Source organism: Spongiibacter nanhainus (assembly GCF_016132545.1).
Classification (GTDB): domain Bacteria; phylum Pseudomonadota; class Gammaproteobacteria; order Pseudomonadales; family Spongiibacteraceae; genus Spongiibacter; species Spongiibacter nanhainus.
Genome location: NZ_CP066167.1, coordinates 3,977,058 through 3,990,697, shown reverse-complemented (window position 1 = coordinate 3,990,697; position 13,640 = coordinate 3,977,058). Strand labels below are relative to the sequence as shown.

At 59.3% G+C, this 13,640-nt stretch carries 14 protein-coding genes; 4 read left to right on the top strand and 10 right to left on the bottom strand.

Annotated features, from left to right (window positions below; all coding sequences use genetic code 11):
- Positions 1 to 43 precede the first annotated feature (43 nt).
- The 3 genes from I6N98_RS18060 to I6N98_RS18050 are packed head-to-tail and all read right to left on the bottom strand — an operon-like array spanning position 44 to position 3,695.
- A complete protein-coding gene (locus tag I6N98_RS18060; RefSeq protein ID WP_198569711.1) occupies positions 44 to 538 on the bottom strand; it encodes an AAA family ATPase in 495 nt (164 codons plus the stop codon).
- 48 nt (positions 539 to 586) lie between these two features.
- Positions 587 to 2,674 (bottom strand): ATP-dependent DNA helicase RecG, encoded by a 2,088-nt coding sequence (gene recG, locus I6N98_RS18055; protein ID WP_198569710.1) that lies wholly within the window; start codon positions 2,672 to 2,674, stop codon positions 587 to 589.
- Positions 2,675 to 2,699: 25 nt separating this feature from the next.
- A complete protein-coding gene (locus I6N98_RS18050; RefSeq protein ID WP_198569709.1) occupies positions 2,700 to 3,695 on the bottom strand; it encodes an NAD(P)H-quinone oxidoreductase in 996 nt (331 codons plus the stop codon).
- Between the two features lie 102 nt (positions 3,696 to 3,797).
- On the opposite strand from I6N98_RS18050, the gene I6N98_RS18045 reads away from it, so the two are divergent.
- On the top strand, positions 3,798 to 4,652 hold the full coding sequence (locus I6N98_RS18045) for an SDR family oxidoreductase (protein ID WP_198569708.1): 855 nt from the start codon (positions 3,798 to 3,800) through the stop codon (positions 4,650 to 4,652).
- Here the strand turns inward: I6N98_RS18045 and I6N98_RS18040 are convergent.
- From I6N98_RS18040 to I6N98_RS18020, 5 genes are all read right to left on the bottom strand, one after another.
- Positions 4,649 to 5,032 (bottom strand): RidA family protein, encoded by a 384-nt coding sequence (locus tag I6N98_RS18040; RefSeq protein WP_198569707.1) that lies wholly within the window; start codon positions 5,030 to 5,032, stop codon positions 4,649 to 4,651. The genes I6N98_RS18045 and I6N98_RS18040 overlap by 4 nt on opposite strands.
- Positions 5,033 to 5,075: 43 nt before the next feature.
- A complete protein-coding gene (spoT, locus tag I6N98_RS18035; protein WP_198569706.1) occupies positions 5,076 to 7,262 on the bottom strand; it encodes a bifunctional GTP diphosphokinase/guanosine-3',5'-bis pyrophosphate 3'-pyrophosphohydrolase in 2,187 nt (728 codons plus the stop codon).
- 287 nt (positions 7,263 to 7,549) lie between these two features.
- Positions 7,550 to 7,816: a DNA-directed RNA polymerase subunit omega gene (gene rpoZ, locus I6N98_RS18030; protein ID WP_198569705.1), complete on the bottom strand. Its 267-nt coding sequence runs from the start codon at positions 7,814 to 7,816 to the stop codon at positions 7,550 to 7,552.
- A gap of 103 nt (positions 7,817 to 7,919) precedes the next feature.
- Positions 7,920 to 8,540: a guanylate kinase gene (gene gmk / locus I6N98_RS18025; RefSeq protein WP_198569704.1), complete on the bottom strand. Its 621-nt coding sequence runs from the start codon at positions 8,538 to 8,540 to the stop codon at positions 7,920 to 7,922.
- Positions 8,541 to 8,620: 80 nt separating this feature from the next.
- On the bottom strand, positions 8,621 to 9,484 hold the full coding sequence (locus I6N98_RS18020) for a YicC/YloC family endoribonuclease (RefSeq protein WP_337924601.1): 864 nt from the start codon (positions 9,482 to 9,484) through the stop codon (positions 8,621 to 8,623).
- Between the two features lie 171 nt (positions 9,485 to 9,655).
- On the opposite strand from I6N98_RS18020, the gene rph reads away from it, so the two are divergent.
- Positions 9,656 to 10,378 (top strand): ribonuclease PH, encoded by a 723-nt coding sequence (gene rph / locus I6N98_RS18015; protein WP_198569703.1) that lies wholly within the window; start codon positions 9,656 to 9,658, stop codon positions 10,376 to 10,378.
- Positions 10,379 to 10,433: 55 nt separating this feature from the next.
- Here rph and I6N98_RS18010 read toward each other — a convergent pair whose 3' ends face one another.
- On the bottom strand, positions 10,434 to 11,216 hold the full coding sequence (locus I6N98_RS18010) for an exodeoxyribonuclease III (RefSeq protein ID WP_198569702.1): 783 nt from the start codon (positions 11,214 to 11,216) through the stop codon (positions 10,434 to 10,436).
- A 384-nt stretch (positions 11,217 to 11,600) separates the two neighbouring features.
- Between I6N98_RS18010 and pyrE the strand changes: the two genes are divergently transcribed.
- Together pyrE and I6N98_RS18000 are read left to right on the top strand one after the other, a co-directional pair.
- Positions 11,601 to 12,245 carry an orotate phosphoribosyltransferase gene (gene pyrE / locus I6N98_RS18005; protein WP_198571707.1) on the top strand — a complete coding sequence of 215 codons (645 nt, stop codon included), beginning with the start codon at positions 11,601 to 11,603 and terminating at the stop codon, positions 12,243 to 12,245.
- Between the two features lie 84 nt (positions 12,246 to 12,329).
- Positions 12,330 to 12,968: a hypothetical protein gene (locus I6N98_RS18000; RefSeq protein ID WP_198569701.1), complete on the top strand. Its 639-nt coding sequence runs from the start codon at positions 12,330 to 12,332 to the stop codon at positions 12,966 to 12,968.
- Between the two features lie 12 nt (positions 12,969 to 12,980).
- Here I6N98_RS18000 and slmA read toward each other — a convergent pair whose 3' ends face one another.
- Positions 12,981 to 13,571 carry a nucleoid occlusion factor SlmA gene (gene slmA / locus I6N98_RS17995; protein WP_198569700.1) on the bottom strand — a complete coding sequence of 197 codons (591 nt, stop codon included), beginning with the start codon at positions 13,569 to 13,571 and terminating at the stop codon, positions 12,981 to 12,983.
- Positions 13,572 to 13,640: the final 69 nt, after the last annotated feature.

The following is a 13,640-nucleotide window of genomic DNA, read 5'->3' as shown; positions in this document are numbered from 1 at the left end:
CAGACTATCACGCCTGTTCGATATTTTATCGACAGCAAGGGCTTTAGGGGCGATTGCTGGTGTAGCGTACTTTGTTGCCGGTGAAGGATTCGAACAGCTGCTGGTGGGCCGTCCGGGAAAAGCCGTCCTGCCGGCTTTGGTATTGCCCAATCCAGTCGATTAACATGGCGAGATTGGCGTCCTGATCCGCCTTGCTGGCGTATTTGTGGGGCTCCCAGGGCCGGGCCCGGGCATTGGCGATACAGTCTTCAATGGGTAGGTCGAGAAAAACCAAATCGGTAGCGCTTGGGGCGGCCAGCTCCAATAGGTCGCTGTAGCAGCCTTCGATGACCCAACCCCCTTGGGTAGACGTGTGCGCATTGATAAAGGCGTCGATGTCCTGCTGAGACTCTGCCACCGGGCGTCGTTGGGGAGGGGTTGTCGGCAGCCAGGCGATGGTGTCCAGGTCCAGGTGGGCCAGGCCGTGGCGCTCGCAGAGGGTGTGGGCCAGGGTGGATTTGCCCGAGCCAGAATTGCCAAAAATCACGATCCGAGACACTGCTGCTACCTCTGTTGTCAGCCTCTGGGGTGGTTAATCCTTATCGACTTACACCGAGGCGTAAAGGGTTTTGTCTGCCAGCCAGCGATCAATCAGCGGTGTTACCGCCTCCGGATATTGCTTCACCATCACCCGAGCGGCGTCTTTGACGGTCTCTAACATATCGTCGTCCCGCTCCAGATCGGCAATGCGAAAGCTCATCAGGCCGGTCTGGCGGGTGCCCAATACCTCGCCGGGGCCGCGTAGTTTCAAATCTTCCTCGGCGATGACAAAGCCATCGTTGCTCTGGCGCAGGGTGGACAGTCGCTGACGACCCGCCCGGGACAATGGCGCCTGATAGAGCAGTACGCAGTAACTCTGAATGGCCCCACGGCCCACCCGCCCGCGCAATTGATGAAGCTGGGCCAGTCCCAGGCGCTCGGCATTATCGATGATCATCAGGCTGGCATTGGGAACATCGACCCCCACCTCGATGACTGTGGTGGCCACCAGAATGTCCAGTTCAGCGCTTTTGAAGGCGGCCATCACGGCGGCTTTTTCCGGCGCCTTCATACGGCCGTGAACCAGCCCGATGGATAAATCCGGTAAGGCCTCTTTGAGCTGCTCCCAGCTGGCCTCGGCCGCCTGGGCCTGGAGCTTGTCGGATTCCTCAATCAAGGTGCACACCCAGTAGGCCTGCTGACCCTGACTGCACACTGCCCGCAGCCGCTCGGTGACGGCGTCCCGGCGGCTGTTGTCCAGCACCACGGTGGTGACCGGTGAGCGCCCCGGTGGCAGCTCATCGATGACCGAGGTATCCAGGTCGGCATAGGCGGTCATTGCCAGGGTGCGGGGGATGGGCGTGGCGGTCATGATCAACTGGTGGGCCTGGCCGACGGTGTCCGCAGCTTTTTGCTTGAGTGCCAAGCGCTGGTGTACGCCAAAGCGATGCTGTTCGTCGACGATGACCAGGCCCAGTCGGGCAAACTCTACCTCGTCCTGAAACAGCGCGTGGGTGCCTACCGCAATATGGGCGCGATGCTCGGCGACCGCCTGCTGCTGGGCCTGACGGGCCTTGCCTTTTTGCTTGCCGCTCAGCCAGGCCACCTCTAAGTCCAGCGGTGCCAGCCATTGGCTGAAAGATTGGTAGTGCTGCTCGGCGAGAATCTCGGTGGGCGCCATAATGGCAACTTGATAGCCGCTGCTAATCGCTCGCAGCGCTGCCAGTGCTGCGACTACGGTTTTACCGCTGCCCACATCACCCTGTACGAGGCGTAGCATGGGGCTGTGCTGGCTGAGGTCAGCGGCGATTTCATCACTGACCCGCTGCTGGGCGGCGGTTAGCGTGAAGCCCAGCTGTGCTAAGAACTGCTCTTGCAGGCCCACCGGTCCGGTCATGGCGGGTGCCCCCAAACGCCGGGTCTGATGGCGCAGTTGCTGCAGCGCCAGGTTGTGTGACAGCAGCTCTTCAAATGCCAGACGCCGTTGGCTGGGGTGTTGCCCAGCTTGAATCTGACTGAGGGCCGCATCTGGCGGTGGTCGGTGCAGAAACTGCAAAGACTCGGCAAGGGTCCAGTGGCCGATATCGGCGCCCCGACGCACTGATTCCGGCAGCCACTCCCGCACCGGATGCTTGCTGAGCAGGTCCAGGGCCTGCCCACACAGCTTGCGCCAGCTGGCCTGGGAGAAGCCCTCGGTACTGGGGTAGATCGGTGTCAGCGCCTCTTCCACCGGAACAGCCTGGTCGGCACTGACTACTCGGTACTCGGGGTGGTAGAACTCAAGACCGCTGCTGCCGCGCCGGGCCTCGCCAAAGCAGCGCAGTCTAACGCCTCGTGTCAGCTGTTGTTTTTGCGCCGCGTTGAAATGGAAAAACCGCAAGGTCACCGTGCCACTGTTATCCTGCAGCCGGCATACCAGACTGCGGCGCCGACCGAATACCACGTCGGCGGCGGCTACGCTGCCCTCGATCACCACATCGCTGCCTAACTGCACGGCGCCGATGGGGGTAATGCGGGTGCGGTCCTGATAGCGCAGCGGCAGATGAACCAGCAAGTCCTGCACGCTGCGAATGCCCAGCTGTGCAAGCTTGGCGGCCATGCTGGGGCCGACGCCCTTAAGCTGGGTGACAGCGATGCTGTCCAGGGTGTCGGTCATAACGTTAGATGCTTGTCCGTTGGGCTCACTGGGGAAGGCTAAGGACGATTTTGCCAATATGCTCGCCGCTCTCCATGCGAGCGTGGGCAGCCGCCACGTCGCTGAAGTCAAAGGTGCTATCTATGACGGGCAACAGGGAGTTATCGGCAAGCAGTGGCAAGACCTCTCGCTTGAGATCGGCCGCTATCGAGGCCTTTTGCTGGGCGCTCTGTGCCCGCAGGGTGGAGGCGGTTAACACTAGGCGTTTCATCAAAACTGGCGTGAAATTGACCTCGGTCTTAAAGCCACCCTGGAAGGCGATAAAGACAATGCGGCCATCGGCGGCGGCCAGTTTAATATCCCGCTGCACGTAGTCGCCGCCCACCATATCGAGAATCACGTCCATGCCGTGGCCGTCGCTGGCGGTTTTTAGCACCTCGACATAGTCCTCGTGTTTGTAATTGACCGCCCGCTTGGCACCCAGCGTCTCACAGGCGGCGCATTTTTCGGCGCTGCCGGCTGTGGTGTAAACCTGGGCGCCTTTTGCTGCCGCCAGGGCGATCGCAGTGGTGCCGATCCCCGAGCTGCCGCCGTGAACCAGGAAGTATTCCCCGGCCTTGAGTCCGCCCCGCTGGAAGACGTTGTGCCATACGGTAAACAGCACTTCTGGCAGGGCGGCGGCCTGCGCCCAACTGAGATTGTCGGGCTTGGCCAGGCACTGGCTTGCCGGGGCCACGGTGTAGTCGGCATAGCCGCCGCCATTGCACAGTGCCATGACCGCGTCGCCCACCTTAAATTCGCTGACACCGTCGCCAACTGCGACCACATCGCCGGCCACTTCCAGGCCCAGTACCGGGCTGGCATCCGCCGGTGGAGGATAGAGCCCGTAGCGCTGCATCAGGTCGGGGCGGTTGATGCCGGCGGCGTGGACACGGATCAGCAATTCCCCCGCGGCGGGTTGCGGTGTGCTCTCTTCACCCAGAGAGAGGGCGTGGTCGTCGCCCACCACCACAATGCGGCGGGTGTCGGGAACCGTGGACATTAAACCTTCTCCTTTATAGTAGCGGTCGGGAGTATCGTTCAGGCGCCTTGGCTGGGGTAGAGTATGCCCCATGAACATTGGATTCAAAACAGGACGGACTTTATGGCTCAACCCTCATTGCTGATTGCAGGCTGCGGTGACATTGGCAGCGGCGTGGCCCGGGATCGCCTCGGCAAAGGCTGGCAAGTGGTTGGGCTAAGGCGCAACCCTGCAAAGCTGCCCGAGGGGGTGGAGGGGCGCGCAGTGGATTTCGCTGATCCGCAGAGCATTGCCAAGTTGGGCGAGCTGTCGGCGGACTATCTATTGCTGACCTTGACCCCGGCGGCCTACAAACGAGAGGGCTACAACGCGATTTTTGATGAGGGTTTACTGGCACTGCTGGCCCGCTTTAAGCGCCCGCCCAAGTTGACGCTGTTTGTCTCCAGTACCGGCGTCTACGATCAGGCCGATCACCAGTGGGTAGATGAAACCAGTGAAACGGCACCGTCGCGCTTCTCCGGCCAGGCGCTGTTAACCGCAGAGCAACATATTGCCGCCACTGGCTGGCCCCACAGTATCGTGCGTTTCTCCGGCATTTACGGTCCCGGTCGTAACCAGATGATCAACAAAGTGCGACAGGGCGAGTGCACACCGGCGACGCCATTGCACTACAGCAATCGCATTCATCGGGACGACTGTGTGGGATTTTTGCTGCACTTATTGGATCGAGCCGAAGCTGGGGAAGAGGTCGGCCAGTGCTATCTGGGCAGCGATAGCGCCCCCACGCCGATCCAGGACGTTCAGGCCTGGTTGGCGGCGGAGCTGGGTGTGCCCTATCGGCAGGAGGGTCAGCCGGTGGCCCGCACCGGCAGCAAGCGCTGCGACAACCGCCGACTGCGAGAAAGTGGCTATACCCTGCGCTACCCAGATTTTAAACAGGGTTTCAGTGCGATCCTGCCAAGCCTGGAGGCAGACTAAAGGCTCAGAATCACCTCGATTTCCACCATAGCGCCACGGGGCAGGGCGGCGACCTGCACACAGGCCCGGGCCGGGTAGGGCTCCTTGAGGAAGGTTTTCATCACCTCGTTGACGGCGTTGAAGTCGCCCAGATCGGTAAGGGAGATATTGACCTTAACCGCGTCGTCGAGGCTGCCACCGGCAGCGGCGGCCACCGCGGACAGGTTGTTGAATACCTGAGTGGCCTGCTCGCCAATGCCGCCGGCCACCATTTCCATGGTGTCGGGCGCCAGTGGAATCTGGCCGGACAGATAAACGGTGTCACCCACTTTTACCGCCTGGGAGTAGGGGCCAATGGCGGCAGGGGCTTTATCGGTGCTGATAATTTCCTTCTTGCTCACGGAAAAGTCCTTATCGATAACAGTGAATTGGGGGATGCGGGGCTTAGTGTTTTTCCCTTTCTACCTTGATCACGGCGGGAATATTGCGGATGCGCCGCATAATACTGGCCAAGTGAACCCGGGAGCGCACCCCGATCACCAGATGAATGGTGCTGATTTTGGGATTCTCGTCCTCGACGCTGATCTTTTCGATACTGGCGTCGGCGCCATTAACCCGGGTCGCTAACACGGCGATAATGCCGCGCTGCTTGCTGAGTTCGACCTTGAGCTCCACGGAAAAATCCCGATCGATATCGTCGGCCCAGGTCAGTGGCACCACCCGCTCCGGCTCATTGCGCAGCTCGATGCTGTTGTGGCAGCTCTCGCAGTGAACCACCACGCCCTTTTCCGAGCTGACGATACCGACGATATGGTCGCCGGGGATGGGATAGCAGCAGCGGGCAAAATTGACCAGAAAACCCTCGGTGCCGTGAATCACCATAGCCTGCCGTGACTGGGCGGCGGGCAGGGCGTTTTCGTCGTCCTGGTGGCGCTCGTCCCGCAAGTTGAGCAATTGCCGGGCGGTGAGGTAAGCCACCCGGTTGCCCATGCCGATCTGCTCCAGCAGGCTCTCGATGGATTTGGTGTGCAGCACCTCCACCAATTGATCCAGGTGGTGGGGCTCGAACTCGTCCAGGCTGGTTTCCATACTGGCCAGTGCCCGTTCCAGCATGCGTTTGCCCAGCTCCACCGCTTCGGTTTTGCGCTGGTGCTTGAGAAAGTGACGGATGCCACTGCGAGCCTTGGCGGTAACCACAAAGTTTAACCAGGCCGGGTTGGGCTGAGCGCCGGGGGTGGTGATGACTTCCACCGTCTGGCCGCTTTGTAGTGGTTCGGACAGTGGCGCCAGACGACGGTTAATGCGGCAGGCAACGCAGCTGTTGCCGATGTCGCTATGCACGGCGTAGGCAAAGTCCACTGCGGTGGCGCCGGCGGGCAGTTCCATAATGTCGCCCCGGGGAGTGAAGACGTAAACCTCGTCGGGGAACAGGTCGATTTTGACGTTCTCGATAAACTCCAGCGAGTCGCCGGCGCGCTGCTGCATTTCCAGCAGGCCCTGTACCCACTGCCGGGCCCGGGCGTGGCTGGAGTTGCCCCGGGGCTCTTGCTCACTGGACTTGTACAGCCAGTGAGCGGCGATACCGTTATTGGCCATCTCCTCCATTTCGTGGGTGCGAATCTGGATCTCGATGGGCACCCCTTCCATGCCGAACAACACGGTGTGCAGGGATTGGTAGCCATTGGCCTTGGGGATGGCGATGTAATCTTTGAACTGGCCGGGTACCGGTTTGTACAGGCTGTGGACACAGCCCAGTACGCGATAGCAGGTGTCAACGGAGTCCACCACAATACGGAAGGCGTAGAGATCGAGAATCTCCCGCAGCGATTTCCGCTTGTTGCGCATCTTGTTGTAGATGCTGTAGAGGTGTTTTTCCCGGCCCACCACCTGGGCGGTGTGACCCTCTTCGTCCAGGCAGTTTTCGATATTCTGGCGGATCGCCTCAATGGTTTTCTTGCGATCGCCAAAGCGATTCTTTATGGCTTTGCGGATACGGGCGGCCCGCATCGGGTGCATGGCCTGAAAGCCCAGGTCCTCAAACTCCACCCGCAGGGTATGCATGCCCAGACGCTGGGCGATGGGGGCGTAGATTTCCAGGGTTTCCCGGGCAATGCGGCGGCGTTTCGGCGGTGGCAGTACACCCAATGTGCGCATGTTGTGGAGTCGGTCCGCCAGCTTGACCAGGATCACGCGGATATCCTTGGCCATGGCCAGGGCCATTTTCTGGAAGTTTTCCGCTTGCTGCTCTGCTTTGGACTGGAACTCGATCCGGGTTAGCTTGGAGACCCCGTCCACCAGCTCCGCCACCACCTCGCCGAATTGATCGCTGAGGTCGGGTTTGTTGATGGCGGTGTCTTCAATGACGTCGTGGAGCATGGCCGCCATCAGACTTTGGGCGTCCATACGCATATTGGAGAGAATGCCGGCTACCGCCAAGGGGTGAGTCACATAGGGCTCGCCACTGCGACGGTTCTGACCTTCGTGGGCCTGCTCGGCGTAGTAGTAAGCGCGCTTGATCTGATTGACTTGCAGCGGTGGGAGGTAATCGGCGAGCGAGCGCGTCAGGGCGTCGATGGATTGCGCTGGCTCGGGTTTGCTGTAGTCAAAGGTGAAAAAGCTGTACTGATGCATCGACGCCCCTTACTTAGGGCCTGCTCTCACTAATTGAATTGCGCCTGCTGGCGGTCATTTTTGCTTCCAGCTAGGCGGAGGAAGCGCAGTTTGGTCATTCCAAATAAGCGACCGACAACAACGCTGGGGGCAAAAATGGCCCCAGCCCTTCGGGTTGTGGCTAAAAACCCACCACTCTTCGTTGTTCGTCGTTCATTTGGAATAACCAAACCTCTCTCCTTACGCCTCGATTGGTAGATTTTTAGTCACAACAGGCACAATTCAACTAGTGTGAGCAGGCCCAAGTGCTACAGTGCCGGGCTCGTCATCTCTTCAGCACTAAGATCCAGTTCCGGTTCTTCATTGCGGGCATCCGCCGCCATGATTTCTTCCCGGGTGATCAGGCCGTCAGCGATTTCCCGCAGTGCCAGCACGGTGGGCTTGTCGCTGTCTTCCTGTACCAGCGGATCTTTGCCGCCAGTGGCGATGGCGCGGGCGCGCTTGCTTGCTACCATCACTAGTTCAAAACGGTTATCTACTGCCGACAGGCAGTCTTCAACGGTAATACGTGCCATGAATTCGTCTCAGATGTTCGGATCGAGCCACATTATCTGCGGCGGTACCCTTTAGTTTATCAAAGGCAGCAGCAGACAAAAAGCACTGTAATAGGTGAATCCTTCACGCCAGTAGGTCGCGAAGCAGCTCGGCGTGGTGTGTCTGCTGGCGTGCCAACCTCAAACGGTGGGTATGGACGATGGCCTTTAAGTCATTGAGCGCCTGCTGGAAGTGGTCGTTTATCACCAGATAGTCGCCCTCCACGCAGTGGGACATCTCCTCAACGGCGGCGGCCATACGTTTCTCAATGACGCTGTGGTCATCCTGGCCGCGCTGTATCAGCCGCTCCCGCAAGGCCTGCTGGCTGGGGGGGAGAATAAAGATGGCGACGGTGTCGGGCATAAGCTTGCGCACCTGCTCGGCGCCCTGCCAATCGATTTCCAGAATCACATCCTGTCCGTCGTCAAGCTGGGCTTCTACCCAGGCTTGAGAGGTGCCGTAGTAGTTGCCAAACACCTCGGCATGTTCCAGGAAATCCGCTTTACTCAACATGGCGGAGAACTGTTCTTTACTGACAAAGTGATAGTTCACGCCGTCTTCTTCGCCGGGGCGCATGGGGCGGGTAGTGTGTGATACCGACACGCAGAGGTGATTCACCTCCTTGAGGAGCGTGGCCACCAGGCTGGTTTTGCCGGCGCCGGAGGGGGCCGAGATAGTGTAAAGCGTGCCGCGGGGTGTTTGCATGGTCAGGGTCTTGTGGTGGTCTATCGTCAGCCAAACTTACTGTGAGAGTCGGGGTTTGTGAAATACAAGCAAGCCACAGTTTACTCGATATTCTGGATCTGCTCCCGCATCTGCTCGATTAACACCTTGAGCTCCACCGCGGCCTGGGTGCTGTCGGCCACCACGGCTTTAGAGCTGAGGGTGTTGGCCTCGCGATTGAGCTCCTGCATCAGAAAGTCCAGGCGCCGTCCCACCGGGCCGCCGCTTTGCAGTACCCGGCGAACTTCGGTGACATGGGTGTCGAGGCGATCGAGTTCTTCGTCGACATCGGCTTTTTGGGCGATCAGTGCCACTTCCTGCTCCAGGCGCTGGGGGTCGAGCTCGACGCTCATTTCGGCAATGCGCTGCTGCAGTTTGTCGCGCTGTTGGCCGATCACGTCCGGCATAAACCGCCGTACTTCCGCGACGATGTCGGCAATATTATCCAGGCGCTGCTCAATCAGGGTCGCCAGTGCGGCGCCCTCCCGCTGGCGATTGGCAATATGGTCCTGAAGTGCGTTGTCGAAGGCTGCAAGTAGGTCTTTGCCAACGGTGTCGCCGTCCACTTGCCCGCTTTCCATCACTCCGGGCCAGCGCAGCACTTCCAGCACGTTAATCGGGGCGGCGTGGGCGATATCGGCACGCAATGCGTGGGCGCTGTCCAGTACTTGCTGGGCCAACTCGCGATTGAGCTGCAGTGCCTGCTGGCTGTTGAGTTGCAGCTTGAGGGTGCATTCCAGCTTGCCGCGCTTCAGGTGCTGACGAATCCGCTCCCGCAGTGCCGGCTCCAGCGCCCGCCAGCTCTCCGGCAATTTAAAGCTGGGCTCGAGATAGCGATGATTGACTGAGCGAAGCTCCCAGCTGGCGCTCCCCCAACTGGTGTCCACGTGCCGCTGTGCGAAGGCGGTCATACTGCTAATAGACAAGGTTGGCTCCCGGATGGTGATGGCCAGAAATTTAGAAAAGCCATTCTAGGCTCTGTCGGCGGCAATTGCACCAGCACAAATACGCCCCGATGCCGTCGGACTTCCTTGCGGGCTTCGCGTTGGAGGTGGCTCAGCAGGTATACTGCGGGCCCGGATCAGAGGAGAGGTAGTATGACCCGCCCCAGCCATCGCGCTTTAGACGAAAAACGCCCACTTAAAATTACCCGCCACTTTACTTGCCACGCCGAGGGTTCGGTGTTGGTGGAAACTGGCGATACCCAGGTCATCTGCACGGCGTCGGTAGACAACACTGTGCCGCCATTTCTGCGGGGCAAGGGCCAGGGCTGGGTGACCGCCGAGTACGGTATGCTGCCGCGCTCTACCGGTAGCCGCATGGCGCGGGAAGCGGCCCGGGGCAAGCAGTCTGGGCGCACCCAGGAAATCCAGCGGCTGATTGGCCGCTCGCTGCGGGCGGCGGTGGATCTCACTGCGCTGGGGGAAAACACCATTGTCGTGGACTGCGATGTAATCCAAGCCGACGGCGGTACCCGCACTGCGTCTATCACCGGCGCCTGCGTGGCAATGGTGGATGCGATTCGGCATATGCAGCGTGTCGGCGATATTGCCTCTGAGCCGCTCCAGCATTTAGTGGCGGCGGTATCGGTGGGGATTTACCAGGGCCAGCCGGTGCTGGATCTGGATTATGCGGAGGACTCCACGGCCGAGACCGATATGAATGTGGTCATGGACGAAAACGGCGGCATCATCGAAGTGCAGGGCACGGCCGAAGGCGCCACATTTAGCCGCAGCGAAATGGACAGCATGATGGCGCTGGCGGAAAAAGGCATTCTGGAGTTGATCGATGCCCAGCGAGAGGCGCTGAGCGGCGACTAAGATACTGTGCTTTGGTCGAGCGGCCCTATAATAGGGCCGTTGCTATTTGAAATGCTTAAAAGGCGCTTTCCGGCAGTTCGTAGTCGTAATCCATGATGATTGGCGCGTGCTTGCCGAACTGCTGCACTTTGTAGATGGCGCCATGCTCGACTTTGGGGATCATGCGCTCGGAGACGATCTGGTAGTCGACCCGCCAGCCGTCTTTGCCGGGTTCACCGCCAGGCCACCAGCTAAACTCGTCGGCGTCGGTATTCACCAGGCGAAAGGCGTCGGCGTAGTGTTCTTCGTGAAACAGCCGCTCCATCCACTGCTGTTCGTCGGTGAGGCTGCCGGAGACGCCGTGATTGCCTTTAACGTCCTGGATGTCGATGCTTTTGTGGGCGATATTCCAGTTGCCGCAGATCACAAAGTCCCGGCGCTTATTGCGCACTTTGTGCAAGTGGGCCAGATACTGCTCAAAAAACTGATTCTTGCGAATCTGCTCGTTATCGTTGCCATCGTAGGCTGACGGTGCCAGCAGGCTGCCGATACTGATGTTGTCGAAGTCGGCCTGGATGTAGCGGCCTTCCATATCGAAGTCGAGAAAGCCCAGGCCGGTCATGATGGCTTTGGGGAGCTGGCGGGTGTAAATGGCCACGCCGTTGCTTTTACCGTCGGCGGCGTCAAAGAAGTAAGGGTTATAGTCTCGAGGAAAGTAGACATCGTCGCGAAGCTTGTATTCGGCGATAGCCAGGTTCTGAATGCAGAAAATGTCGGCGTCCTGCTGCAGAACCCAGTCAAAAAACCCGTTTTGGGCGGCTTCTACGATGCTGTCAGCGCAATAGCTGATAATTCTCATGGAGTCTCTATTCCGTCGAGCCAGGTCGGCAGGCCGGGCCTGACGACGCGGCGTGCTTTAATACATACCTTTGTACGTTTTTGTCGCTGCTCGTTTGAGTATGCACTGTACGTACCAGCTAGTGGCAGTTCAGTGGCGGATTCAGTGCAAATTGCCAAGAATTTTGACACCGAGACTACGGCGGGCAGCAGCAATATGCCATTCGGCTATATGCAAAGCGTTAGACTACAATGATTCCGATTTGACAACAATCTTGAGAGCACGTGATAGCGTTAAAAACATCACGTTTGGCGACATTCGGTGGTATTTGCCGACGGCTATGAGCCTTCGGGTCGGCGCAGGTACAATGGGAATATTCCAGACCAATGAGAAGTATGCATGTCTATTAAGAGTTATCAGCGTCAGTTTATCGACCAAGCTATAGCCAGTGAAGCCCTTAGCTTTGGGGAATTTACCCTTAAATCGGGCCGGGTCAGTCCCTATTTCTTTAATGCGGGTCGCTTTAGTCGCGGGCGCTCGCTGGCGGTGCTGGCGCGCTGCTACGCCGATGCTATTGTCGATGCCGGGGTAGACTTCGATGTGCTGTTCGGCCCGGCCTATAAAGGCATCCCCCTGGCAGCGGCGGTAGCCTGCGCCCTGGCCGAGCACCACGACCGGGATGTGCCCTTTGTCTATAATCGCAAAGAGGCCAAAGACCACGGCGAAGGCGGGGTGTTGGTAGGTGGCCCCCTTGTGGGACGGGCGCTGATTATCGACGATGTGATTACGGCGGGAACCGCGATTCGGGAGGCCATCGGGATAATTCGTCGAGAGGGGGCTGACGTGGCCGGTGTTGCCATCGGCCTGGATCGACAGGAGCGCGGCCAGGGCCAGCATTCTGCTATACAGGAGCTGGAGCGGGAGCAAGGTTTGTCGGTAACCAGCATTGTGACGCTGGGTGATATTTTGTCCTATCTCAATGAAGAGCGATCCGATGGGGAACTGGTGAGCAAAATTGCTGCCTACCGACAGCAGTACGGCGTAGTGTAGTAGGCAATAAGGTAGTCCAATCTATGGTGCCGCGGTGCAACTGAGAGCAATAACACGGTAATGACGGTAAAAAGAGGGGCGAACGTGCCGGTAGTGATCCTGATCCTTGTTGCGGCTCTGTCGGCTACGACGGTGCTGGCGGATAACCTGTACTACCGTTATCCCGGCGAGGGCGGTACGGTGGTGATCGACGACCGTCTTCCCCCAGAGGCTGTGCCCCGGGGTTACGACGTTATTCGCAAAGATGGCTCTGTGGTTAAAACGGTGCCGCCCCAGCTGACCGACGAGCAGCGTCGGGCTTGGGAGCAGGAGCAGGCGATCACTGAAGCCCGCAAGGCTGCGGCGGAAAAGCTGCGTCAATGGGATGAGTCACTGCTATTGCGCTATAGCGATGTGGAGGATATCGACCGGGCCAAGGAGCGGGCTTTGAACGATATCCGGGTGAGAATTTCCATTCTCAAAAGCAACCTGACCGCCATAAAACAGCAGGTGCTTAAGGATCAGGCAGAGGCGGCGGAGCTGGAGCGCCGGGGGCAGGAGGTGCCAGAGGCCTTAACCGAAAATCTCAGCGCGCTGCGCCGGGAGCTGGCGGCCACCGAAGTGCAGATTCAGTCCCGCATTGAGGAGTTGGATACTGTGGCTGACGACTACGAGCGAGACAAAGAGCGTTTCTCCAAGCTAAAGGCGCGAGTGGAGAAGCGGCGTCAATATTCTTCGCAATAGTCGTCCAAGCGTTTACTGCGGCCGAAATAACTGCCCCGCCAACCATTGCCACTGATCGTCCCAATGCTCGGTGGGGCGGCGTTGAAAGTCACTGCGCACAAACTGACCGATGCGGCCCTCGGCACAGGCCATCAACAGATTGGCGCAGCTGGACACGATAAGCTGGGTGCGCAGCCCTTCCCGTAGCTCGGCTTCTCGAAGTATCTGCTTTACCTGGGTTTCCAGGCGGTCGTAAAACTGAGTGACCCGGTCCCGAAGTCGCTGGTGCTCGCCGGCAAGGGCGTCACCGTTAAAAATACGGCTGATGCCGGGGTTGCGCTCCATAAAGGTTAGCAGCAGCTGTAAAATCATCCCCACCTGCTCCAATGCTCCCCGTTCTTCGCCGGTAATAACGGCGACGCGACTGAACACGGCGTCCTCAACAAATTCGATCAAGCCCTCGAACATCTTGGCCTTGCTGGGAAAGTGCCGGTACAGCGCTGCCTCGGAGACGCCTACCGCCGCAGCCAAGCGGGCGGTGGTAATGGGGGTGGCCGGATCTTGCTCCAGCATAGTGGCCAGGGCCTGGAGGATATCGTCGCGTCGTGAGGGGCGGTTGTTCATACTGCCTGGGGCCTTGCTGTTGTTAGGTTAGAGTGTTGGGCTGCGCTGCCAGGTGACTTTGCTCTTGGC

What these genes read in the sequence shown, in the direction of transcription:
- gmk (WP_198569704.1), bottom strand. Translation starts at nt 8,540, where the DNA reads ATGCAAACACCCCGCGGCACGCTTTACACTATCTCGGCCCCCTCCGGC.
- spoT (WP_198569706.1), bottom strand. Translation starts at nt 7,262, where the DNA reads ATGCATCAGTACAGCTTTTTCACCTTTGACTACAGCAAACCCGAGCCA.
- rpoZ (WP_198569705.1), bottom strand. Translation starts at nt 7,816, where the DNA reads ATGGCACGTATTACCGTTGAAGACTGCCTGTCGGCAGTAGATAACCGT.
- slmA (WP_198569700.1), bottom strand. Translation starts at nt 13,571, where the DNA reads ATGAACAACCGCCCCTCACGACGCGACGATATCCTCCAGGCCCTGGCC.
- I6N98_RS18050 (WP_198569709.1), bottom strand. Translation starts at nt 3,695, where the DNA reads ATGTCCACGGTTCCCGACACCCGCCGCATTGTGGTGGTGGGCGACGAC.
- recG (WP_198569710.1), bottom strand. Translation starts at nt 2,674, where the DNA reads ATGACCGACACCCTGGACAGCATCGCTGTCACCCAGCTTAAGGGCGTC.
- rph (WP_198569703.1), top strand. Translation starts at nt 9,656, where the DNA reads ATGACCCGCCCCAGCCATCGCGCTTTAGACGAAAAACGCCCACTTAAA.
- I6N98_RS18010 (WP_198569702.1), bottom strand. Translation starts at nt 11,216, where the DNA reads ATGAGAATTATCAGCTATTGCGCTGACAGCATCGTAGAAGCCGCCCAA.
- I6N98_RS18045 (WP_198569708.1), top strand. Translation starts at nt 3,798, where the DNA reads ATGGCTCAACCCTCATTGCTGATTGCAGGCTGCGGTGACATTGGCAGC.